The organism is uncultured Marinococcus sp. (assembly GCF_947493875.1).
Taxonomy (GTDB): domain Bacteria; phylum Bacillota; class Bacilli; order Bacillales; family Marinococcaceae; genus Marinococcus.
Window position 1 is genome coordinate 34415 of the sequence record NZ_CANLSU010000010.1, and the last position, 21229, is coordinate 55643.

General features: G+C 48.3%; 22 protein-coding genes and 3 pseudogenes. 9 read left to right on the forward strand and 16 right to left on the reverse strand.

Annotated elements, in window-relative coordinates; translation table 11 throughout:
- Window positions 1-100 precede the first annotated feature (100 nt).
- The 3 genes from merA to merR are packed head-to-tail and all read right to left on the reverse strand — an operon-like array spanning window position 101 to window position 2410.
- Complete coding sequence (merA, locus tag Q0757_RS15195; protein WP_298788889.1) at window positions 101-1750, reverse strand: mercury(II) reductase; 1650 nt, start codon at window positions 1748-1750, stop codon at window positions 101-103.
- A 13-nt stretch (window positions 1751-1763) separates the two neighbouring features.
- On the reverse strand, window positions 1764-1991 hold the full coding sequence (merF, locus tag Q0757_RS15200; protein WP_298788847.1) for a mercury resistance system transport protein MerF: 228 nt from the start codon (window positions 1989-1991) through the stop codon (window positions 1764-1766).
- A complete protein-coding gene (merR, locus tag Q0757_RS15205; protein ID WP_298788849.1) occupies window positions 1988-2410 on the reverse strand; it encodes an Hg(II)-responsive transcriptional regulator in 423 nt (140 codons plus the stop codon). Before merR ends, merF begins: the two co-directional genes overlap by 4 nt.
- Window positions 2411-2642: 232 nt before the next feature.
- On the opposite strand from merR, the gene Q0757_RS15210 reads away from it, so the two are divergent.
- The 6 genes from Q0757_RS15210 to Q0757_RS15235 all read left to right on the forward strand — a co-directional run bounded on the left by Q0757_RS15210 (window position 2643) and on the right by Q0757_RS15235 (window position 6946).
- Window positions 2643-3260, forward strand: a complete 618-nt coding sequence (locus Q0757_RS15210) for a CadD family cadmium resistance transporter (RefSeq protein ID WP_298788851.1) — start codon at window positions 2643-2645, stop codon at window positions 3258-3260.
- A gap of 356 nt (window positions 3261-3616) precedes the next feature.
- Window positions 3617-3901, forward strand: a complete 285-nt coding sequence (locus Q0757_RS15215; protein ID WP_298788853.1) for an SHOCT domain-containing protein — start codon at window positions 3617-3619, stop codon at window positions 3899-3901.
- Between the two features lie 196 nt (window positions 3902-4097).
- Window positions 4098-5474 (forward strand): cell wall metabolism sensor histidine kinase WalK, encoded by a 1377-nt coding sequence (locus tag Q0757_RS15220; protein WP_298788855.1) that lies wholly within the window; start codon window positions 4098-4100, stop codon window positions 5472-5474.
- Between the two features lie 96 nt (window positions 5475-5570).
- On the forward strand, window positions 5571-5903 hold the full coding sequence (locus Q0757_RS15225) for a four-helix bundle copper-binding protein (protein WP_298788857.1): 333 nt from the start codon (window positions 5571-5573) through the stop codon (window positions 5901-5903).
- Between the two features lie 99 nt (window positions 5904-6002).
- Window positions 6003-6716, forward strand: a complete 714-nt coding sequence (locus Q0757_RS15230) for a response regulator transcription factor (RefSeq protein ID WP_298788859.1) — start codon at window positions 6003-6005, stop codon at window positions 6714-6716.
- A 35-nt stretch (window positions 6717-6751) separates the two neighbouring features.
- Window positions 6752-6946, forward strand: a complete 195-nt coding sequence (locus Q0757_RS15235) for a hypothetical protein (protein ID WP_298788861.1) — start codon at window positions 6752-6754, stop codon at window positions 6944-6946.
- Between the two features lie 27 nt (window positions 6947-6973).
- On the opposite strand, the gene Q0757_RS15240 is transcribed toward Q0757_RS15235, so the two are convergent.
- The 3 genes and pseudogenes from Q0757_RS15240 to Q0757_RS15250 all read right to left on the reverse strand — a co-directional run.
- Window positions 6974-7816 carry an HD-GYP domain-containing protein gene (locus Q0757_RS15240; RefSeq protein ID WP_298788864.1) on the reverse strand — a complete coding sequence of 281 codons (843 nt, stop codon included), beginning with the start codon at window positions 7814-7816 and terminating at the stop codon, window positions 6974-6976.
- Between the two features lie 153 nt (window positions 7817-7969).
- A pseudogene (locus Q0757_RS15245) lies at window positions 7970-8401 on the reverse strand (YdhK family protein); the annotation flags it as partial.
- 117 nt (window positions 8402-8518) lie between these two features.
- A pseudogene (locus Q0757_RS15250) lies at window positions 8519-9049 on the reverse strand (peptidoglycan-binding protein); the annotation flags it as partial.
- Between the two features lie 366 nt (window positions 9050-9415).
- Between Q0757_RS15250 and lgt the strand changes: the two are divergent.
- From lgt to Q0757_RS15265, 3 genes are all read left to right on the forward strand, one after another.
- Window positions 9416-10243, forward strand: a complete 828-nt coding sequence (lgt, locus tag Q0757_RS15255; RefSeq protein ID WP_298788891.1) for a prolipoprotein diacylglyceryl transferase — start codon at window positions 9416-9418, stop codon at window positions 10241-10243.
- Between the two features lie 341 nt (window positions 10244-10584).
- The gene (locus tag Q0757_RS15260) at window positions 10585-10866 is read left to right on the forward strand and encodes a DUF2933 domain-containing protein (RefSeq protein ID WP_298788865.1); all 282 of its coding nucleotides are present in this window, start codon (window positions 10585-10587) and stop codon (window positions 10864-10866) included.
- Between the two features lie 496 nt (window positions 10867-11362).
- Window positions 11363-13291: a copper-translocating P-type ATPase gene (locus Q0757_RS15265; RefSeq protein WP_298788893.1), complete on the forward strand. Its 1929-nt coding sequence runs from the start codon at window positions 11363-11365 to the stop codon at window positions 13289-13291.
- A gap of 135 nt (window positions 13292-13426) precedes the next feature.
- Here Q0757_RS15265 and Q0757_RS15270 read toward each other — a convergent pair whose 3' ends face one another.
- The 10 genes and pseudogenes from Q0757_RS15270 to Q0757_RS15315 all read right to left on the reverse strand — a co-directional run.
- A complete protein-coding gene (locus Q0757_RS15270; RefSeq protein ID WP_298788867.1) occupies window positions 13427-14566 on the reverse strand; it encodes a DUF418 domain-containing protein in 1140 nt (379 codons plus the stop codon).
- Window positions 14567-15168: 602 nt separating this feature from the next.
- Entirely contained in the window at window positions 15169-15405 is a 237-nt protein-coding gene (locus Q0757_RS15275) for an SHOCT domain-containing protein (RefSeq protein ID WP_298788869.1), read from the reverse strand.
- 132 nt (window positions 15406-15537) lie between these two features.
- Window positions 15538-16757 (reverse strand): annotated as a pseudogene (locus Q0757_RS15280) (MFS transporter).
- A gap of 211 nt (window positions 16758-16968) precedes the next feature.
- A complete protein-coding gene (locus tag Q0757_RS15285; RefSeq protein WP_298788871.1) occupies window positions 16969-18378 on the reverse strand; it encodes an MBL fold metallo-hydrolase in 1410 nt (469 codons plus the stop codon).
- Between the two features lie 31 nt (window positions 18379-18409).
- A complete protein-coding gene (locus tag Q0757_RS15290; protein ID WP_298788872.1) occupies window positions 18410-18724 on the reverse strand; it encodes a rhodanese-like domain-containing protein in 315 nt (104 codons plus the stop codon).
- 109 nt (window positions 18725-18833) lie between these two features.
- Window positions 18834-19217: a DUF302 domain-containing protein gene (locus tag Q0757_RS15295; protein WP_298788874.1), complete on the reverse strand. Its 384-nt coding sequence runs from the start codon at window positions 19215-19217 to the stop codon at window positions 18834-18836.
- Between the two features lie 64 nt (window positions 19218-19281).
- A complete protein-coding gene (locus Q0757_RS15300) occupies window positions 19282-20064 on the reverse strand; it encodes a sulfite exporter TauE/SafE family protein (protein ID WP_298788876.1) in 783 nt (260 codons plus the stop codon).
- Between the two features lie 57 nt (window positions 20065-20121).
- Window positions 20122-20349 (reverse strand): sulfurtransferase TusA family protein, encoded by a 228-nt coding sequence (locus Q0757_RS15305; protein WP_298788878.1) that lies wholly within the window; start codon window positions 20347-20349, stop codon window positions 20122-20124.
- 90 nt (window positions 20350-20439) lie between these two features.
- Window positions 20440-20919 carry a DsrE/DsrF/DrsH-like family protein gene (locus tag Q0757_RS15310; RefSeq protein WP_298788880.1) on the reverse strand — a complete coding sequence of 160 codons (480 nt, stop codon included), beginning with the start codon at window positions 20917-20919 and terminating at the stop codon, window positions 20440-20442.
- Between the two features lie 68 nt (window positions 20920-20987).
- The coding region (locus Q0757_RS15315; protein WP_298788882.1) for a metal-sensitive transcriptional regulator at window positions 20988-21229 on the reverse strand (242 nt) is incomplete at its 5' end.

Sequence of the window (21229 nt, forward strand, 5' to 3'; positions counted from 1 at the left end):
ATATCTTTTCATGTTACACGTGCTTACTTTTTGAACTGCCAAATTCAGTATTTTACCCATGATCAACTATAGTTGATCGGAAGTTATAGGGTATAGATTTTTAACCAGCACAACAAGACAGTTTCGAGACATCTTTATCGAAAGTAAGGCTGGTTAATTTTAGTCCTTCCGCCATCGTAAGATAAGGAGCCATAGTCTCTTGGAGGTCATGAGCGGTTAATTTAAATTTCACAGCTAACGTAGCGGCATAAATGACATCTCCTGCATTTTCAGAAGCCACATGAGCACCAATAATTTGGTTGGTTTTCGCGTCCATGATCAGCTTGAAAACACCATGAGTTTGGTGGTTTACTAACGCTCTTGGAACTGATCCTAATGGAAACACGGACGTTTTTACCTCATAGCCCGCTTGTTTGGCCTGGTGTTCTGTTCGTCCAATAGAAGCAATGGAGGGAGTCGTAAATGTCACTGCAGGGACATATTCTAGATTTTGCGTTTTTGCTGGTTGTTTGGCTACGTTTTGTCCAACGATGCCCCCTTGGTGAGCTGCCACATAAACGAATTGGGGACTAAGTGTTACATCGCCGGCTGCGTAGATATGAGAAATATTGGTTTCAAGAAAGTTATTGATTAAGACTTCGCCATCTTTCCCAAATTTTAAACCAATGTTCTCTCCTTGAAGTCGCTCCGTATTGGGCTTTCTCCCTGCAGCAATTAGAAGATGATCACTTTGAACGATTGTTGATTTTCCTTTCATTTCAATATGAACAAACTTTTGACCGTTTGTTTCTTCAACTTTGTGATAACGGACATCTTTCAATAAAGTGATGCCTTCTTCTTGTAATACATTTTCCATGGCTTCAGAAATTTCTGGATCATAGCCTTTCAAAAAGCTTGAACTGCGTTGCATCATCGTCACTTCAGCACCTAAATGGCGATACATTTGTCCTAATTCCAGCGCAATGTATCCAGATCCTATAATAAGTAGATGGTCAGGAACTTCACGCAACTCTAAAGCAGACGTACTTGTTAAAAAGGACGTTTCTTTTAATCCAGGAATATCGGGAATGAAGGGAGAAGCTCCTGTAGCAATTAAAAAGAATTCAGCCGTTAGATCTTTCCCTTCTACGGATATGGTGTGTGAATCACGGAAGTAAGCCTCTCCTTTGATGAGATCGAACCCGTACTCTTCAATCAGGTCTTCGTACTTTTCTTGGCGCAATTGGTTAACCAATTGCTTTTTTTGTGTTTGTAGCTCATCCATATTTGGTTGTTGAGCCGAAGTCATCAAACCCTGGAATGGCTGTTGTTCGGTTTGGAATTGAAGGTGTCCAGCTTGCAGAAGGGTTTTAGAAGGAACACATCCGATATTGACACAGGTGCCACCAATATCTCCTTTTTCTACCATGGCTACTCGTAACCCATTTTCAGAGGCTTGAATGGCTGCAGAATAAGCTGCTCCTCCGGACCCAATTATTAAAAAATCATAATCGTACCACCCCTCCGAAGCTTTTTTTTCACTATCAGATGAAATAGGAATCACCGTCCCCGGTTGGTATGGGGTTTTTTGTAGTTCTTTCTTTATATTTTCTTCTTTGTACCCATGTGGTAATTGGAATTCCGTTTCCCCTTTTTGATAGTTCACATGAATATTTTCAGCGCCATTTTGATGAAGGGTGTCTCGTACATGATTTTCACAGCTTACACATGTCATCCCTTTGATTTCCATTCGAATTGTTTTCATATTTATTCTCCCTTCATTTTTAAGAGCAGCAATCTTTATTGGATAATGTGTTTTTTCTTTTTTTATTCAAGACGAATGCAAGGATCAAAAATACTATTAACAGGGGAATTAAAACGTAATCCAAGTAACCTACCCATACTCCTAGCCCAAGTATTCCTAATAAGATGACTAATAAAGGTGTGGCGCAGCAAAGAAGGGTGAGGAAAAATCCGGTCAAACTTCCTATCAACCATTTATTTTTTCTCATACAGGCCCTTCTTCCTTTTCCACATCTTCAATCACGTGTTCTATCATCGGGCAGGCGTACAAGTCTCTTTCGTTCGGACAACAGTCTTTTAATTCATTTAAAACTTTTTGGATGTGTTGTAAGTCATTAATTTTCTTGTCTACGTCTTGCTGTTTTTCTGAAACGAATTGATACATATCTTTGCAACGATCAGAATCTTTGTCTACTACGCCTAATAGTTTGTGTATTTCACTTAGTGAAAAACCAAGATATTGCATTTTTTTAATAAAATTAATACGCTTTACTGTGGCTGTTCCATATATCCGATAGCCTGAATGGTTTCGGTAGGGTTGAACTATTAATGATTGGCGTTCGTAGTAACGGATCGTTTCTTTGTTCACATTACAAATGTCGGCTAACTCGCTAATTTTCATTTCCAAAGAAATCACCTCTAGGGATAGTATAAACCGTGTACCATAGTCCGGGGTCAAGAGGAGTTGATTTATTATGTCAATCGTAAGCTGAAGAGATAACATTTTTACTTTGTAGATTAAATATAGGATATTACTTAAGGCTTGTGATGCTCATGATGAAGAATAATTGAAGGTGAGCATGCAGTTCATGGATAGGTAGTGGAGAAAACTATTTAAAACGAAAAGAGGAAAGAATTCTATGTTTTCGACCATCGTTACAGCAACAATTTTGTATGCAGCGACAGCCATCGATCTTCTTGTGATATTGATGATCTTTTTCGGAAAAGCGAAAACAAAAAAGCAATATCGACAAATATATCTTGGGCAATATGTCGGCTCGTTGACGCTCATTGCCATTAGTCTGATTTTAGCTTATGTGTTGAATTTTGTTCCGGAAGACTGGATGCTAGGATTTTTGGGGCTTATCCCCATGTACCTGGGTATTAAAATAGCTTTGGTAGGCGATGATGATGAAGAAGCGGTCGAAGAACAATTGAGCCAGCGGGGGCTAGGAAAACTGACGACCACCGTTGCTCTGATTACCATAGCCAGCTGTGGAGCGGATAATATCGGTCTCTTTGTGCCGTACTTTGTCTCGATTACGGTGGCTGAACTCCTGACGACTTTAACCACTTTTGTGGTACTCATCTTCGTGCTGGTCTTAACGGCTCAAAAATTGACCGATATTCCAGGAGTAGGAGAAATAACGGAAAGGTTTGGTCGATGGATCATGGCATCTATTTACTTCGGCTTGGGGGTTTATATCTTAGTTATTAACGGTACCATTAGCACGTTAGCGATGCTTGTATCAGCGTAAATGACCGTGATTAAGTCTGAATAAATCTTCCTTTGTTTCAATAAATACTGGTACGGGGTATGGGGATGATAAACAGGATTAAAAGGGGGAGTGTTGATGTAAAAACCTATGAAGAGGGGCTGAACCGGTCTGTGGGTAGTAGGAGCTGGTAGGTTTTCCTTTGTTCCCTGTAAAAATTTCACGAGGATAGAAGAAACATGGCTCATCTTCACGTTTTCTTCAAATTGGTATGCGATCATTTCCTGTATGGAATAAAGACATATGTAGCCGAGTGGTCATGCTTGGGGTAACGTGTATGGCTTTATATCTATGTGTCTGCCTTGATGGAGAGATGTAATGAAACAAGGAGGATAACTATGGGGAACGAAGATATATCAAGGATGAATGAAAACATGTCTATGATGAATGGAGATATGTCCATGATGTCGATGGGGATGTGGCTTTGGATGCTGCTGTTGATCGCGTTGGTGGTTGTTGCTATTTACACGCTTATCCACGTCGCGATTAATTCTAAAAAAAATAACAAGACCCAGGCTTCGTCGGATACCTCGTTGAACACGTTGCGGGAGCGGTTTGCCCAAGGGGAATTAACGGAAGAAGAATTTGAACAAAAACGGCGTGTACTTCAGAAAGACAAATAAATGGCCGAAGAGAGCCCTCGTTCCTCATGGAAGAGGGCTCTCGCTTGTGTGGCCCTTCTTTCGCAAGATAGTCTATTAATAGAGGAGATAAGCTTTTCTCCCAAAATCGGGGCGGATGAGGACCTATCAACGTTCGCGAAGGAGAAGGGGTGAAAAGGTGCGAAGGAGGCTGCGAACGTTTTGGAAACATATTGCCGTGAAACTAGCCGCTATTTTGTTTTCGTTATTGGTCGTGGTGTTAGTGCCCCTCGCTTTGGTTATTCATGAAGTGATTTCCGGTCTTTTCTTTGAGCGAGAAGTGGAGGACATGAGGCAAAGGGTTTCTCATTATGCGTCCATGTACGACGAAAACGGCACGATTGCCACTAGTGTACTGGAAACGTTGACCGCCACCGATCAGGATGTATACGTGTTGGATGAGCATTTTCAATCCAACCGGCACGTGGGAGACAATACGACAGCCTTTGCCGGTGAGCTGTCTCCAGAAGCACGGGAGGAGATCCGAGCAGGGGGCACGGTGGAACGGACATATACCGATGACGCTACGGGAGAAAACTACCTGGTTGTCGGCAGGGCCCTGCAGGCGAATGAAGAAGTCACGGGAAGCTTGTATCTGTTATCGTCCCAATCAGCGATTGAAACGGACATCCAGGAGATTCAGCGATTAATGACGCTTGCGGTCGTCGGGAGTTTTCTGCTGGCGTTTGGTTGTATCATTGTGCTGGCCCGGCGCTTGACGCTACCTTTGGTGCGGATGGAACAAGCGACCCGTCAACTAGCCAAAGGCGAGCTAGAGGTTCGGGTCGAGCAGGCGTCCCAAGATGAAGTAGGATCCCTGGGTGCAGCGATTAATGATCTGGCCCGAGACTTGAAACAATACCGGGACGCCCGGCGAGCGTTTTTGGCAGATGTTTCGCATGAATTGCGAACACCGGTGACGTACATGAAAGGCTATTCCCATATCCTGCAAGAGAAGCTGTACGATCATGCGGAAGATCAAGAGGCGTACTTGGCGATTCTGTCAAGTGAAGCTGAACGATTAAATCGACTAGTGGAAGAACTGTTCGACCTGGCGCAAATGGATGATGGGCATATGAACGTAAGTAAACAACGGGTAGCTGTTGCTCCGTTGATCCAACGCATCGTTGATGGATTTGCCTTGCCTGTCCGTCAGCAGGGGCTGGAGCTGAACATAGACATTGAGGAAGAGCTGATGGTGTATGGAGATGAACTGCGACTGGAACAAGTACTCACGAACCTGATGACGAATGCCCTGCGTTATACGGAAACCGGAAGCATCTCGATTCAAGCTTTCTCCAATTCCAATCGCCAGCCGGTGATCACGGTGACAGATACAGGCATCGGCATCCCCGAGGAGGAACGGCCGTTTCTTTTCGATCGCTTTTACCGGGTGGATAAGTCTCGGTCCCGGGAAGGTGGAGGAACGGGGTTGGGGTTAGCCATCGTGCAGCAATTGATGCACGCGCATGACGGAGATATTCATGTTTCTAGTACGCCGGGAGAAGGCACGTGTTTCATGCTTATCTTCCCTTCGCTCGGAAAAGATGTTTAATAGAAAGAAAGTTTTTGATGGTTCTTCACACTTTCTTCACAATCAAAGGGGACAATCACAACAGGTGGCGGGGGAGGGAATACGAAACAAGAAAGGATGGTTTCAATGACATACGAAGAATGTGCGCAAGAATGCCTTCGTTGCATGGAGCAATGCAATCGCTGTTTTGATGACTGCCTGAACGAAGATGACGTGAAGATGATGGCTGAATGTATTCGCCTCGACCGCGAGTGTGCGGATATGTGTGCTTTCGCAGCGAAAGCCATGCAGAGCAACAGTCCCTTTGCAAAAGAGATTTGTGCGCTGTGCGCAAAAATTTGCCGCGCCTGCGGGGATGAATGTGCCAAGCACGAGCATCATCAGCACTGTAAAGACTGCGCCGATGCCTGCTATCGTTGTGCGGAAGCATGCGAACAAATGGCCACGTAACAGGAGGGCCCGGGGAGCCGCTGGACTACGTCCGGCGGCTTTCTTCTTGTATCATGAACATACATAGGATACTACTGCTGAGGAAAGGAAGGGACAAAGGTGAAAAACGAAGCGTATCATATTCTGGTGGTCGACGATGAATTTCCCATGAGGCAGATGCTGCGTATCTACTTGCAGCACGCTGGTTACAGGGTTACCGAAGCATCCGGAGGAACAGAAGCATTGGCTCTCTGGCAAAAGCAGTCGTATGATCTGTTGATCCTGGATCTGATGATGCCGGAAACGGATGGCTGGACGGTTTGTGAAACGGTTCGAACCTCCAGTGCGGTGCCGATCTTGATGCTGACCGCCCGAGTCGGCCTCGAAGACCGGGTAGAAGGGCTGCAGTTGGGAGCGGACGATTACCTGGCGAAACCATTTGAAGCCAAAGAACTGACGGCCCGGGTCCATGCGCTTCTGCGCCGGTCCTATTATAATCTTTCCTCATCCCCAGGACCGTCTTCGGAGATTCAACGAGGAGAGCTGCGGGTGAATCCAGAGGAGCGATCGGTGTATGTTTCGGAAGAAAAAGTCCTTTGCACCCCGAAGGAATTTGACCTACTTCATACGCTGATCGTGAAGCCTGGAAGAGTGTTTAGCCGGGAACTGTTGCTTCAACAGATTTGGGGCATGGATTACATGGGGGACGTGCGTACGGTGGATACGCACATGAAAAATCTTCGATTGAAATTGAGCCCCTTTTATCAAGAACAAAACCCCATTCACACCGTCTGGGGCGTAGGGTATAAGTTTGAAGCGTCGGGACGGGCCTAGGTCTGGATAAGATGGATCGAAGGGAGGAACATGGAATGAAGCGGATGGAATGGGTAATTGTCGTCGCGTTTATCGTTATCGGCCTCGGTTGCCTGACGATGTCTGCCATCTGGGCGGCCCCTTTTATGACGGTGCATACGTTTATTCATCAGTTGGCGTTGGTGTGCTTCTGGGTTTTCCTTCCTTTGGGCGCCTTGCTTCTTCTTTTTTATATTGTCATGAGAAGGTGAGGGGGACGCCATGAGATACTGAAAACGTTAAAAGGGGTCGATCCACTGGTGGATCTGGATGGTTTGATCGATGGGAAGGTAAAAGGTCTCGTTGGTTTGATTGTCCCGAACGAGAGGCAGCGTGGGAAGGGCTTCCTCCATGTCTAGGATAATTGCCGAGGCGTCATTCGTTAATTGAACGGTAGCCCCTGCGGGGAAAATGCCCAACAGCTCGCAGAAAGCGCGAACATACTGGGGATCTAACGGCCCAACTTCGTCTCGTATCATGGACACCGCCTGGTGAGGTGGCACCGCTGAAAGGTAAGGGCGATCCAGAGACAGGGCGGAATAGACATCGACGACAGCTAGGAGTCGAATAGGATCTTTGAGGGAGGATGCCGACATTCCATATGGATAACCACTGCCATCCGAACGCTCATGATGACTGTAGACCATAGAGGCAATGGTGTCCGAATACCCCTGGGTGGTCAGGATGTCATACCCGTGCCTGGCATGCGTTTGGAGTAATTTCCACTCGGCCAGCGTGGGGGTTTCCTGTTTCGTTAAGACCGAGCGGGGAATAGCGGTTTTGCCGATATCATGAAGCAGCAACCCACACGCTACCTCGCGTATATTCGACCATGCTAATTGGTGAGCCAAAAGGGACCCCAGAAGAAAAACATCAAAGGAATGGCGGTACGTATATCTATCCCAGTCGGCCAACTGTTGAAATAATCGGCGTGTCGTATCGTCCTGCATCAGGGAGTGGAAAAGCTGTTCTAACCACGAATAATAGGACGGTTGGTGTAATTTCCCTCCCAAACGGTAGCCATGATCCAAACCCAGGGTGTTTTTCAAAAATAATCGACGGTCGTCCTCGTTGATTGGCATGTCTATCTCCTTCCCTCTTTTCCTAGTGATAGAAGTATCTCCATAAGCGTTATTGGACACGGGCGCTACTACGGGTAGGTAAACCAAACGTCCCCTATGGTAGAGGGGACGTTTGGTTTGCTTATAACGATGGTTTTCTTCACGGAAGGGACGTTAGTTGCTGCGCAGTTCGCTTTCGGTCAACCATTTGTGATTGGTGACTTCTTCCCCGTCCGTGGTGGTGAAGTCGACCATGTAAACGGTGGTTGCCTTTGCTGTATCGATGGTAGCCGTAGCGCCATCCATGCCTTTCATGTGGGAAACGTCAAGCACGGCGGTATCCCCCGGTTGTAGTGACTTTTCTCCTGTGTTATTCAATTCTTCATGGATGATCCATTTGTGATTTTCGACAAGGTCCCCGCCATCGGTTGGTTGGAACGTTACGGCATAGGCGGTCGTATCATAAGCTCCGACGATGGTGGCGGTCGCTCCTTCCATGCCTTCCATATGATTGGCTTCTATCGTGGCTGTATCTCCTACCTCAAATGTAGGATTTTCAGCTTTTTGCAGATCATCCGGCACTTCTCCGGAGCTGGAATGATTCATATGCATATCGCTATGTCCTCCCATGGAGTCTTTCATTTGGTGTTGCTGATCGTTGTTCATCATGCCCATCATTTGTTGGCGATCTTCCGGGTTCATGCTGTCCATCATGTGCCCCATGGTTTCCGGACCAACCAGGCCATCGACTTGCAGCTCGTGTTTCTGCTGATAAAGCATGACGTTTTCCCGGGTCTCCGGACCAAACATGCCGTCGGTGTTCGTTGCAATCCCCTGGTTGGTTAATAGCTGTTGGGTGTGGCGAACATGCATGTTGGCGTCCCCGGTACGTAAAATACCCATGTTTTCGCTCATAGTGTCTTGCAACGCCATCATCGTTTGGGGACCAACGATGCCGTCCACGGCGATATCAGCCTCTTCTTGAAACGTTTGTACGCTTTGGCTGGTTTCGGGGCCAAAGATGCCGTCTACGTCGGTGGAAATGCCACGATCATGCAACGTTTGCTGGAGCATGTTGACCATTGGTCCCTGTGTTCCTTCGGCCATCATGCCCGAGGAACTCCTTTCTTCGTGATGATCTGCCATGGAGTTAGGAGCGTTGGCGTTATCGCTTTGAGAAGCTTCCATGGTTACCGGGGCCAGCAGCAGACCAAAAGTGGTCACAGCGACTCCCCATGTTATTGGTTTTTTCATTGTTTGCCTTCCTCCTTGCGCATTAAAGTGGGTACACTACTAGTTGTACCTCTTAGGTATGAAGAAACTGTGAAGATTTTTTAAGAATCGTTTGTCGGAGTAACTTTTTTCCAAATAATCGCGTGAGGCTCATTTATACGTTATCTTCATACTTTCTACACAGGATCCCCTTATAATATAAATGCAGGATTTCAATGAATTTCCCTAGCAGAACAAAGGTTTCGGAAAGTTACATGAGGTGTTCATAAAGGGTGAAAATGATGAAATAAAAGAGAGGAAAAGTTAGTCAATGTTCAGGGCGTGGTAGGGGACGAACGAAGAGTTTTAATATTACACATTTAGCAGTCAGGAGTGGCAGAAAATATGATTTATTCATCGATGCAGCCGATCGACCGTATCGCCTTTGAACTCGGATCTGTGCCTATATACTGGTACGGCATTCTCATTGGCCTGGGTGCTCTGCTTGGGTATATATTAGCGTCTTATGAAGCGAAAAAACGAGGACTCCCGGATGACATTTTTGCGGATTTGCTCATTTTTGCCATACCAATATCCATTATCGGTGCCCGGTTGTATTACGTGATTTTTGAGTGGGGGTATTATGCCCGGAATCCAGGAAGTATTCTGGCGGTATGGGAAGGCGGCCTCGCGATCCACGGCGGATTGATTGGAGCCGTGCTGACGGGCATCGTCTTTGCTAAAATCAAGCGTATCTCTTTTTGGAAACTGGCGGACATTGCCGCGCCGAGTATTATTTTGGGTCAGGCAATTGGTCGCTGGGGCAACTTTATCAATCAGGAAGCCCACGGCGGTGAAGTGAGCCGTTCGTTTTTAGAGGGACTGCAGCTCCCGGAATTTATTATTAACCAGATGTATATTGAGGGAGCTTATTACAATCCTACGTTTTTGTACGAATCGCTTTGGAATATCGCTGGATTTTTCCTATTGTTAGGAATGCGCCGGGTCAATCTCCGCCGCGGGGAATTGTTTTTAACGTATGTGACGTGGTATTCTTTCGGCCGATTTTTTATCGAAGGAATGCGCACCGACAGCCTCATGTTGTTTGATACGATTCGAGTGGCACAGTTGATGTCGGTGCTCTTGATTGTAGCAGCGATAAGCCTAATTATATATCGAAGACGGGCGGGGCTTGCCAAGGCAAGATACTTAAGCAAAGACGGCGCTGGGATCTAAATTATAAGGAACGCTAATCCGAAAACGCAGTATCGAATAATGAAAGATTACTCTTTTTAAGGATATCTTTTTTTGCGAAAGGAAGAATAAAACTCTGGGGCGTTAGGACCTTAATTAAATAATAAGGGGTCATATGGACATCCATAAAGCTGCGTTTATCAGTTTGGCCATCATCTGTATAAGACATTTTCTTTGGACGCAGACTTTCGATAAGGAGAGCTTCAGGAGACCCGATTGTCTGTCCATACAATAGTGAAGTGAATTAAAAATCGAGCTCATGGGATTCTTCAAACTTTTTACACAAATGAGGTTTATACTTACATGAAATGGAGGTGAAATGAATGAGCTGGACACTTCTTTTATTATTGGCCTGTCCCGTTATAATGTTGTTCTGTATGAAGGGGATGATTGGTGGGGACAAAAACAAGAGTGCTGAAGAACACAATAGCAATCACTTCCAGGGTTCTTCGCAGGGAGAAGGAGAAGCTGTGCCATTAAGAATGGCAGATGTTATAGAGGAAAACCATCAGCTGAGAGAGGAACTCAAGTTCTTGAAAGCATCAGAATTTAAAAATGATAATACGGGTCGACTAGAAAACATTCAGGACAAGCAGCAAGTATAATAAGAGGGAGCGGGTATACCTGCAAGTTCCTAATGTTAGGTTTTTGCCCAACTGGTATAAGTTGGGCTTATTTTAATGAAAATAAAGGTTCATCTTCGGTAGATGGTTGCCTGAAGAAATCCTTCGAACAGTATTGATCAGTCGGTGGGCATGTATACCATAAAACATGTGCGATCTGTGGTCATCTGAGATTCGTATGTCCCCTTCTCCATCATGTGGAAATATCGTTCAAACGAAAGGTTCACGTGACGTTGGAAACGAATTGATCTTCATACCAAATGATTGATGGTCTTCCAAAGACATCGAAACGTATAGAAAAGGTTAAAACGTTTATTTTTAAAAATACTAGGGTAGGGTATAAGAGATATTTATTGTAGAAAGAAGGGATAATGTGACAGAACATAACGATCAGAAACACTCTCATGAAGAAGAGCCGGCCTCTTCGCATGATGGCCATGATCATTCCGGAGGGCACGATCATCACGACCATCATGAGATGATGATTCAGGACTTTAAACGCCGATTTATGGTCTCGCTCATCCTGACGATTCCTATTTTGCTGTTAACGAATGCGATCCAACAGTTTCTGGGATTGGACTGGGGCTTTCCTTATGATGTTTGGATTCTCTTTGGTTTAGCAACGATCGTCTTTTTCTACGGCGGTTGGCCATTTTTAACGGGCGCCATTGATGAAATCAAGCAGAAGAACCCGGGCATGATGACGCTGATCGGCCTAGCGATCGTGGTCGCGTATGGCTACAGCACGATGGTCGTGTTCGGCTGGTCCGGCCGGAATTTTTTCTGGGAACTGGCCACATTAATTGACGTCATGCTGTTGGGCCATTGGATTGAAATGCGTTCGATCATGGGCGCCTCGAATGCGTTGAAAGAACTGATTAAACTGATGCCCAATGAAGCCCATCGATTAAACAGCGACGGAAGCACCGAAGACGTGCCGGTCGATCAGGTGCAGAAAGACGATCAGGTGCTCATTAAGCCAGGAGAAAAGGTGCCCGTGGATGGAATTATTATCGATGGATCGTCGTCGGTTGATGAATCCATGCTGACCGGAGAATCGGTGCCGGTAGAAAAAAAAGTGGATGAAGAAGTGATTGGTGGGGCGGTCAACCAGGATGGCAGTTTAACGATCCGGGTGTCCAAGACGGGGGATGAGACATATTTATCTCAAGTCGTCACTTTGGTTCAGGAAGCGCAAGAATCGAAGTCCCGGGCGCAGGATTTAGCCAATCGTGCGGCCAAATGGCTATTTTACTTGGCCTTAGCGGCTGGTATTGGCACCTTCATCATTTGGATAGCTTTGGGCAATTCGATTGATATGGCGGTTCAACGGGCGGTCACCGTTATGGTTATTACTTGTCCACACGCGCTCGGGCTGGCGGCTCCGCTAGTGGTGTCCGTTTCGACCGCCATTTCCGCCAAGAAAGGACTGTTAATTCGCAACCGACCGCCATTTGAAAGTGCCCGCAATATTGAAGCGGTTATTTTTGATAAGACCGGTACTCTGACAGAAGGAAATTTTGGGGTTACCGATATTGAAGCAGACGGAGCCTATGACAAGCAGGATGTCTTGCGGTACGCGGCCGGGGTGGAACAACAATCGGAACATCCATTGGCTCGAGGCATTATGAGAAAGATGGAAGAGCAGCAGGAACGCCCGCCGACTGTGCAGCATTTTGAAACCATGACAGGAAAAGGCCTAAGCGGTACGGTCGAAGGGAAACAGGTCCAAGTGGTGAGTCCCGGGTACATGAAGCAGGAACGCATGGATTATGACACAGCGATCTTTGATCAGTATTCGACGGAAGGAAAAACCGTCGTGTTTGTTCTGATTGACGGTGGTTACGCCGGCATGATTGCCCTCGCAGATATGGTGCGCGAATCAGCGAAAGAAGCGGTAGAAAGGCTGAAGCAACAAAACATCGAACCGATCATGTTGACTGGGGATCATCAACGTGTCGCCGATTGGGTAGCCAACCAGCTTGGGATTGAAGAAGTGTATGCCGAAGTGCTCCCAGATCACAAAGCGGACCAAGTGAAAAAGGTCCAGCAGTCCGGTCGAAAGGTCGCCATGACGGGCGACGGCATCAATGATGCTCCGGCCCTCGCCACGGCGGATGTAGGAATCGCGATTGGAAGCGGGACGGATGTGGCAATGGAAACGGCGGACGTCGTGTTGGTGCAAAGCAACCCATTAGATGTGCTCTCCGTGATTGATTTATCCCGGAAGACATACCGGAAAATGATCCAAAACCTGTGGTGGGCAGCAGGGTATAACATTGTCGCCATTCCTTTAGCCGCTGGGGTATTGGCACCTTTGGGTATTCTCCTCAGCCCAGCTGTCGGGGCAGTATTGATGAGTGCCAGTACAGTTATTGTTGCTATTAACGCTCAACTGCTTAGGTGAAAATAAAAAACAAGGTAATGAAACAAGCTGCTTTCCTGATATCCTGGGAAGCAGCTTGTTTGATGCCTGTCATGTTATTATAGGGTACTTTTTTTCAAAAGGAGCCCCCGTTTCATAAATGGTAGAAATGTTCCTTTAATAACGATGGTCATTTCTGCGAACCATAGGCACCCATTTCATGTAAGTACCGATTCGCCAAACCCATTCCAATGGCCCGTAGTAAAAATATTTTAGCCATAATGGACTAACAAGTACTTGGATAGCAAACACCAGCACACCAATACTTAAAGCGTACACGTAGCTCGGTGGGTCCAAAACCCCAAAACCGTTGAAAAATGTTCGACCGCTTGGGCGGAACAGGCTCACAAAAATAAGCGACTGCAGGAGGTAATGAGTGAAAGTCATTTTCCCGACAGCAGTAAACATCGAAAGCCCAGTGGAAGCTCGTTGATGGCTTGTACCAATCAGAAGCAGTGCCTGGGCGATACTGATACTCACCAGAAAGGCGTAAAGATCGTCCAAATGATAAAGGATAGGGCTGTCGATTTTGATATAGCTCCCCGTTTTTCCTAGAATGCCGATAAGAAAGCAGCCCAGAGTGAATAGCCATTTGCGACCCCGGTTCTTAAGTACTTTTGAATAAAAGCTACTTCGATAAGCGTACATGCCGAAAAAGAAATAGCCGAAATGGTTGATCATCGACGACCATTCAATGAACAGATATTCAACCCCGGTTGGATAAGTTCGATTCGGAGGGAGGGCGTCTTTCATCCATTGTTCGGGGTCCATCTGAAGAGATGTGTACCCATTCAAAAGATCAATCCCGACAGCATAACCAATCCAAAAAAAGCATGCTAATCCCAACAGCCACCGGGGAGGAAGCCGGAGACAACCGAGCAGCACGAGCCCCGCTGAGGCGTACATGAGCAGGATGTCCCCGGCCCAGACAAAGTAGCCGTGAAGCCCTCCGACGAAAAACAGAATGACGAGCCGCCGGATAAGGGTGGGGTAGGGATTACCGCTTTTGTCATGCATCCGATCGTAAATGAGCACGAGGCTGAGGCCAAACATCATTGCAAACAACGGCCGGGCACTGTCTTCAAAAATAATTGAAATAATGGTTTTGAGGGAAGTGTCGAGCCATGTTGGATCAGTCATAACGACGCGGGAAAGCCCGGAAATATTGACAATAAAAATTGCAAGCAAAGCTACGCCGCGTATTTGATCAAGCATGTCGATACGCTGCCCTGGAGTATTATCGTGAGAGGGGGTCACTAGCGGGCCTTCTTTCTCTATTAGGTAACGAATATCTTAAATTTGAGCAAATCATTTATGATTGTATGAAAAAAATATGGAGAAAGTGTGAAGACCTTCGCTAGTTTCAATAAAAAGAGCTTTCAATATGATGGTACCCATGGGGAATTACCGTTTCCAGGGGATTGCGTCAAAGCAAACCCGACCTTCGCCGGAGGCCCAGGGCCAGTCTATACTTCAGTATCTTGCAGGCGGAGAGCCATTCCGGAAGATACATAAAGAACAAATGAAACAAGTGTTCTGACTTGTCGAAGGAGCCATCACTCCCAAACCGAGTAATTGGACCTCTATCAACAGCTATCCCTTAAAATCATCGAAACTGTTTGTGTTCGGGTGTTTTACTATAAAAGCATTTTTGCTAAACGGAAAATTAAACTTCAAAAAGTTGGCGATGCGTTGGGTGTTAGTATCCTCTTAAAAATTTCGTATACTGTATAAAAACTACTTTTAAAAAAAGGATTCCTTATTTTACGGTATAGGAATTATATCGAAGAAGTGATAAATCTCCTCTAGGAACAAAAAAACAACAACTATCAAAGGAGAAGTCGTTGCTTTCTTTCCATTTAATGGTCGTTGATTTTTCGTTTCAACCGGTCGTATTCTTCTTCAGAAATGTCGCCGTTCGCCAGACGTTGATCGAGCCGTTCCGATGCGGTGCCCGATTTGGTCCGGGACGAATGCTTGGTCGAAGGCCGAAACATCCAGACAAGCACCACAACGATAAGAACCAGAAGAAGGAGCACGAGAAAGCCAAAGCCAACTATTCCACCGCTCATCATGCCGCTGCTACCGTTCATCATTCACTTCACCTCCCATTAATCGTTGTTTTTTACACATATATGCGAAAAAAGCCATGGACTCCATACTACAAGCACGACGCTGGCGACAGGGACCGGCCAGCACAGGCAGATAGAAAAGATAGCCGTCCCCTGTTACTGCTTCTTCAAGGATTCCTGCATCCGAACGAGCGTGACGATGCCGGCGGCAAATGGAAGCACAGCTACGAGGCCAATGGCCCAGGAAACGTTCAGCGTGTCCACAAACAGGCCGGCGAGTAGGGACCCGAAGGCGCGTACCCGCTGTCCCGCCAGAAACGGTACACCCCGTTCGCTTTGGCGCGCCAGGGAGCGGGGGCTGTGTCGCTGACCGCAGCGATGAGGACCGGATAAACCATTGCTGTCCCGAGGCCGAGCAGCACGGAGCTTCCGAGCCACCACCCGTAAGTAGTTCCGGCCAAAAGTGCCCACAGGGAAAGGGCCTGCAGCCACAGGCCGCCGACGATGAGCCGCTTACGGCCGATCACATCACTCCAGGGACCGGTAAACAGCTGGGCCATGCCCCAGGTAAGGGGATACGCCGCCACGATTACACCGATTTGACTGACGGATAATCCGCCGGAAGCGAAGAAGAGCGGGAACAGGCCCCAGGCCATGCCATCCTTGAGGTTGGTTGTCAGCCCGGCAAAGCTGAAGCTCGACAGGGCGGGCTGCTTCCAGGTCGTCTGGACAAACGCCTGGCAAAAGGGCAGGGAGGTTTCCCCGGAAGCCGTCTGACGAGCCACCTGCCTGCTCGTATCCGGCACGAACAATGAAAGCAGGAACCCGATGCCAACGATGCCGAAGCCAAGAAAGAACGGCTCGGGGCGCAGGGAAGTCGTCGAAGCCACGTAGCCGGAAACGGCGGCCATTAGGGAAAGCCCCATATAGCCGGCAAATTCATTCAGGCCGACAGCGGTCCCGCGCTGGGTTGGTTTCGCCAGATCCACCTTCATATTCACGGTCATCGACCAGGTTAGTCCCTGGTTGATGCCTAAGAAGATATTGGCGACGATGATCATCCACCAGGCGGAGGCAAAAATAATCAGGAGAGGGACGAAGAAGCCGAACGCCCATCCCATTAATAAGATTTCCTTGCGCCCGAAGCGGTCGGCAAGCGTACCGGCCAGGAGGTTGACCAGGGCTTTGGAAAACCCAAAGCTGACAATAAAGGAGAGCGCAGCACTGGCCGATGCGAGGCCAAACAGCTCTTCACCGATCAACGGAAGCACGGTGCGTTCCAACCCGACCATGGAGCCGACAAAGACGTTGATGAGGACCAATAGAAAAAAAGGAAGCCGGTTTTCAACAATTCCAATAGAAGCAGTGGCTGGCATCAGGGATCACCTTTAGTTTTAAACATTCGTATGGTTATTGGTGCTAACGTATAAGGGTCTTGGAGAAAAACGTTCAGCATAGTTGTTTGTCTCTCTCACGTAGATGGAAGAGGCCGAACGGAGCTCTTGGTATGCTTCTTTACCGATCGATGAAAAAAGGGGCTCTATAAGGTAAGAGCCCCTGAGTACATCGTTCACGTTCCAGCGATGATTAGCTGGTCGTTTCGAGCTGCTCCTTTTTCCATTTCATGAAGCCGCCCTCCACGTTAATCACGTCAAAGCCGTGATTTTGGAGAATGCTCGCCGCAATCGCGGAGCGTTTGCCCGAGGCGCAGTGGACGGCGACCGGCTGCTCGGTGGAAAGTTCATCGGTCCGGTTCGGCAGCTGCTGAAGCGACACATGGACGGCGTCCGGAACGTGCGACTGGTCCCATTCGTCCTGGTAGCGGACATCGAGAATCTGCACGTCCTGGTTACGACGACGCTCTTCGACCTGCTTCGGTGTTTCGTTCGTATACGTGCGCAGGTTCGAGGCGCTGGCAACGACCGACGTGGCAAAGAACCCTTTCAGGCGGTCCATGCCCATGCCGGTGAGAATCCGGCGCAGCTCGTGGTAGTCGGCTGGATCAGCGATCAGGTAAATATCCGCCTCATAGTCGGCGAGTCGGCCCATCCATTCGGCGAACGAACCCGGGTACGGAAGGTTAATGGTGCCCGGAATGCTTCCCATCGCGAAGGCGGCGGCACTGCGGGTGTCGACGACCATCGTATGGTGTTGCTCGGCCAGGGCGGCCACGTCGTCTCCGGTGCCCTGCATTTCCACCGCCGCCGGGATCTCGGCGAGCGGGGTCATGGCCTGCTTGTTCACTTCTTTCATTTTGGCAAAATACGTTGGCGGCTCGCTCTGGCCGTCGAGGAGAAAGTCCACGAAGGCCTGCTCGTCGGTCGGTTGAAAGGCAGGATTGTACATCCGCTCGTAGCCGACAGTGCTTGTTGGCACGGCCCCGAGCGCTTTGCCGCAGGAGCTGCCGGCGCCGTGGCCCGGCCAGATCTGCATATAATCACCGTATTTCTTGAACTGCTGTAGGGACTCGAACATCTGCCGGGCCCCTTTATCCGCGGAATCCTTGACGCCGACGGATTTTTCGAGCAGATCCGGACGGCCGACATCGCCGACGAAAACGAAGTCGCCGGTAAATACGCCCATTGGGCGGTCGGCGGCGGCACCGTCGGTGAGTTCATAGGAGACATGCTCCGGCGTATGGCCCGGCGTGTGCAGAGCTCTCAGCTTGATGTTGCCAATATAAATGTCTTCGCCATGTTTCACGCCGTGGAGCGGCAGATCCTGATTCCACTCGTAGCCGCCGTTTTCGGCGCCTTCGGTGGAATAATAGATGGTGGCGCCAGTCCGGCGGGCAAGCTCGGTCACCCCGGAGACAAAGTCCGCATGAATATGGGTCTCAAATGCTCCGGTAATACGGAATCCCTGTTCGCGGGCAATCTGCAGATAGTCTTCAATATTGCGGGATGGGTCGATGACGGCCGCCTCACCGGTGGCCTGACAGCCAATCATATAGGAAGCCTGAGCTAACGACGTGTCATAAAAATATTTCAAATACATCAATCATCGCTCCTTCAAATTAGAATAAATATTACTCGGTTTTACCGGTCCATTCGTTCATGCCGCCGGCCATGCTGCGGACTTTGAAGCCATGGTCCTGGAGGGCTTCGGCTGCCCGTTCACTGCGTTTGCCGGAGCGGCAGACGGTCACATAGGACTGCTTAGGATCGAGTTCGTTCATCCGCGCGGAGATATCTCCCACAGGGATATGAACCGACTCGGGAATGCGTCCTTCGTCGAGCTCCTCGTCTTCCCGGACGTCAATCACCTGGACGCCGCTGTTGTTTTCGAGTTCCTGCTGAACGTCTGTCGGTTGGACTTCTTCGATGCGCTTTTCTTCTGCCATCATATTCACCTCATCATTGTTGAATGTTGTTCCTGTGTGCTTCTTGTGTTTGTCCTCACTTTCGTCCTATACCATGTACCGGATAGGGTATAAAAGGAGCCAAAAAATTTTAGACAGTCTGATCGATGCCTTGTTTCATGCGCTGTTCGATATCTTCGGCGGTCGCTGTTAATTCTGGTTCTTCAGCCAATTCCATCAATACGGACGGGCGGGGCATACTGATATACGTGGACCCTGCTTCTTCGTACACAGTTACTTTACATGGAAGAAAATTGCCGACCAGCTTATTTTTGTTTAATACCTGTTCAGCCTCTTTCGGATTGCATACTTCAAGCACCCGGTGCTGGTCCTGAAAGTCGATGCCTTTTTCCTGTAATTTGCCTTGCAGATCAAAATTCCAGAGCACGCCAAAACCAATGTCTTTAAGGTTGGCTTCGAGATCTTCGACAGCTGTACGGACAGGTTTCGAGGTGGTGACGGTATAATGAAACATGTAAATGCCTCCTTGTTGGTTCTCTACTTCTTGCTATGCCCGGGGGTCTCTAGAATTAAACACGTTATCCGCTAAGGATCTGGACCCATATTTGAATGGCGGTAGCTAAAATGATGACGGCCAATATGCTTTGCAGTAGCTTGGTGTTGACCTTCTGGCCGGCTTTGGCCCCGAGTGGCGCTGCGATCAGGCTGGCCACAATCATGATCAGGGCCGGGCCGTACAGCACCTGGCCGGTCGCCACTTTACCAACGGTCGCCCCGATGGACGAGATCAGGGTCACGGCGAGCGAGGTCGCGATCGTCATGCGGGTTGGGATTTTCAACACAACCAGCATAATGGGCACCAGGATAAATGCGCCGGCGGCGCCGACAATGCCTGACCCGATCCCGACCACGAAGGACAATCCAGCGGCTAGAGGCTTATGGAACGTAATCCGTGTAAGGTCCTGGTCGTCCAGGCCTTTTTTCGGTACAAACATCATCACCACGGCGATGGTCGCAAGCAGGGCGTACACCATATTGACGCCGGCTTCGCTGAAGAAATTCGAGGCATAGGCGCCAATAAAGCTGCCGATCAGAATGCTTGTGCCCATGTACAGAATCAGCTGCCCATTCAGATAGCCGCCTTTCCGGTAGGCCCAGACGCCGCCAATAGTGGCAAAAAAGACCTGAACGGCACTGATGCCGGACACTTCGTGAGCGGAAAAGACCGCCACACCGAGCAGAGGGGGAATGTATAACAGCATGGGGTATTTGATGATCGATCCGCCGATCCCGACCATGCCGGAAACAAAGGAACCGACAAACCCCAGCAGGAAAATCACGACGATAAACAGCAGTGACAATGGAAAAACCTCCCTTGCAGGGAAGCAAATCCATGACTTCCCCGGGTGACGATATTGTTAGCCTTTTTGAATCCAGAATTTATATACGCCATTGTCTTCGGTGTGGTCCAGCAGTTCGTGGCCTCCAGCTTTGGTCCAGGCCGTTAAGTCGCTCTGCGCGCCTTTGTCAGTCGCGTGCAGCTCAAGCACCTCGCCACTGTCCATGTCTTTAATGGCTTTTTTGGTTTTCAGAATCGGCTGCGGGCAGGCAAGCCCCTTCGCATCAATTGTTGTTTTTGGTTCCATCCATCATTTCTCCTTTAAATTAATTTTTATGATTCGTACCGGTCAGAATCTGTTAACGTTCCGACCTTTAGGTAACCCGGCGAACACCTTTTAAATAAACAGGTTCACGTTCCCATCGGATGCTTCGCCCAGATAGGCCGCCACGCCGGCGTATTCAATGTCATCGCGCAGTTCTTTTTCATCAAGCCCGAGCAGATCCATAGTCATGGTACAGCCGATCAGCCGTACGTCCTGTTCACGGGCCATATCGATCAGCTCCGGCAGCGGCATGGCATTGTGCTTTTTCATTACTTTTTTGATCAGCTTCGGTCCGAGACCGAGAAAATTCATGTTGGAAAGACCCATGCGGTCGGCGCCGCGGGGCATCATTTTACCGAACATCGCTTCAAGTTTTCCTTTGGCAATGCTTTGCTTTTCCGGTTTGCGGAGAGCATTCAATCCCCAGAAAGTGTGGAAAATAGTTACTTCGTGGTCATACGCGGCTGCGCCGTTGGCGATAATGTACGCCGCCATGGCTTTGTCGTAGTCGCCGCTGAATAATACAATGGTGGTCTTTTTGGTTTCCGTCATGCCATCATCTCCTTGTCTAATTCTTATTATACATATACCGGTAAGGGTATACAAGGGGGTAAAAAATATTAACGGCTTTTCACGAGAAGGTTAACAGCTTCCTGAATAACCTGTTCGTCATTGTCCCCGTTTTCTGTCTGTTCTCGAACGCATTGTTCGAGATTGGAACCGACAACGAGGCCCACGGCGCGGTCTAAGGCTGTGCGAGCCGCGTTCATCTGGGACACCAGTTCCTTACAGTCCTGCTCCTCGTCCATCATACGGAGAATACCACGTAGTTGACCTTCCACACGTTTGACCCGGTGCTTCA

What these genes read in the sequence shown, in the direction of transcription:
- merF (WP_298788847.1), bottom strand. Translation starts at nt 1,991, where the DNA reads ATGAGAAAAAATAAATGGTTGATAGGAAGTTTGACCGGATTTTTCCTC.
- Q0757_RS15210 (WP_298788851.1), top strand. Translation starts at nt 2,643, where the DNA reads ATGTTTTCGACCATCGTTACAGCAACAATTTTGTATGCAGCGACAGCC.
- Q0757_RS15215 (WP_298788853.1), top strand. Translation starts at nt 3,617, where the DNA reads ATGGGGAACGAAGATATATCAAGGATGAATGAAAACATGTCTATGATG.
- Q0757_RS15225 (WP_298788857.1), top strand. Translation starts at nt 5,571, where the DNA reads ATGGTTTCAATGACATACGAAGAATGTGCGCAAGAATGCCTTCGTTGC.
- Q0757_RS15235 (WP_298788861.1), top strand. Translation starts at nt 6,752, where the DNA reads ATGAAGCGGATGGAATGGGTAATTGTCGTCGCGTTTATCGTTATCGGC.
- Q0757_RS15240 (WP_298788864.1), bottom strand. Translation starts at nt 7,816, where the DNA reads ATGCCAATCAACGAGGACGACCGTCGATTATTTTTGAAAAACACCCTG.
- Q0757_RS15260 (WP_298788865.1), top strand. Translation starts at nt 10,585, where the DNA reads ATGAGCTGGACACTTCTTTTATTATTGGCCTGTCCCGTTATAATGTTG.
- Q0757_RS15265 (WP_298788893.1), top strand. Translation starts at nt 11,363, where the DNA reads ATGATGATTCAGGACTTTAAACGCCGATTTATGGTCTCGCTCATCCTG.
- Q0757_RS15275 (WP_298788869.1), bottom strand. Translation starts at nt 15,405, where the DNA reads ATGATGAACGGTAGCAGCGGCATGATGAGCGGTGGAATAGTTGGCTTT.
- Q0757_RS15285 (WP_298788871.1), bottom strand. Translation starts at nt 18,378, where the DNA reads ATGTATTTGAAATATTTTTATGACACGTCGTTAGCTCAGGCTTCCTAT.
- Q0757_RS15290 (WP_298788872.1), bottom strand. Translation starts at nt 18,724, where the DNA reads ATGGCAGAAGAAAAGCGCATCGAAGAAGTCCAACCGACAGACGTTCAG.
- Q0757_RS15295 (WP_298788874.1), bottom strand. Translation starts at nt 19,217, where the DNA reads ATGTTTCATTATACCGTCACCACCTCGAAACCTGTCCGTACAGCTGTC.
- Q0757_RS15305 (WP_298788878.1), bottom strand. Translation starts at nt 20,349, where the DNA reads ATGGAACCAAAAACAACAATTGATGCGAAGGGGCTTGCCTGCCCGCAG.
- Q0757_RS15310 (WP_298788880.1), bottom strand. Translation starts at nt 20,919, where the DNA reads ATGACGGAAACCAAAAAGACCACCATTGTATTATTCAGCGGCGACTAC.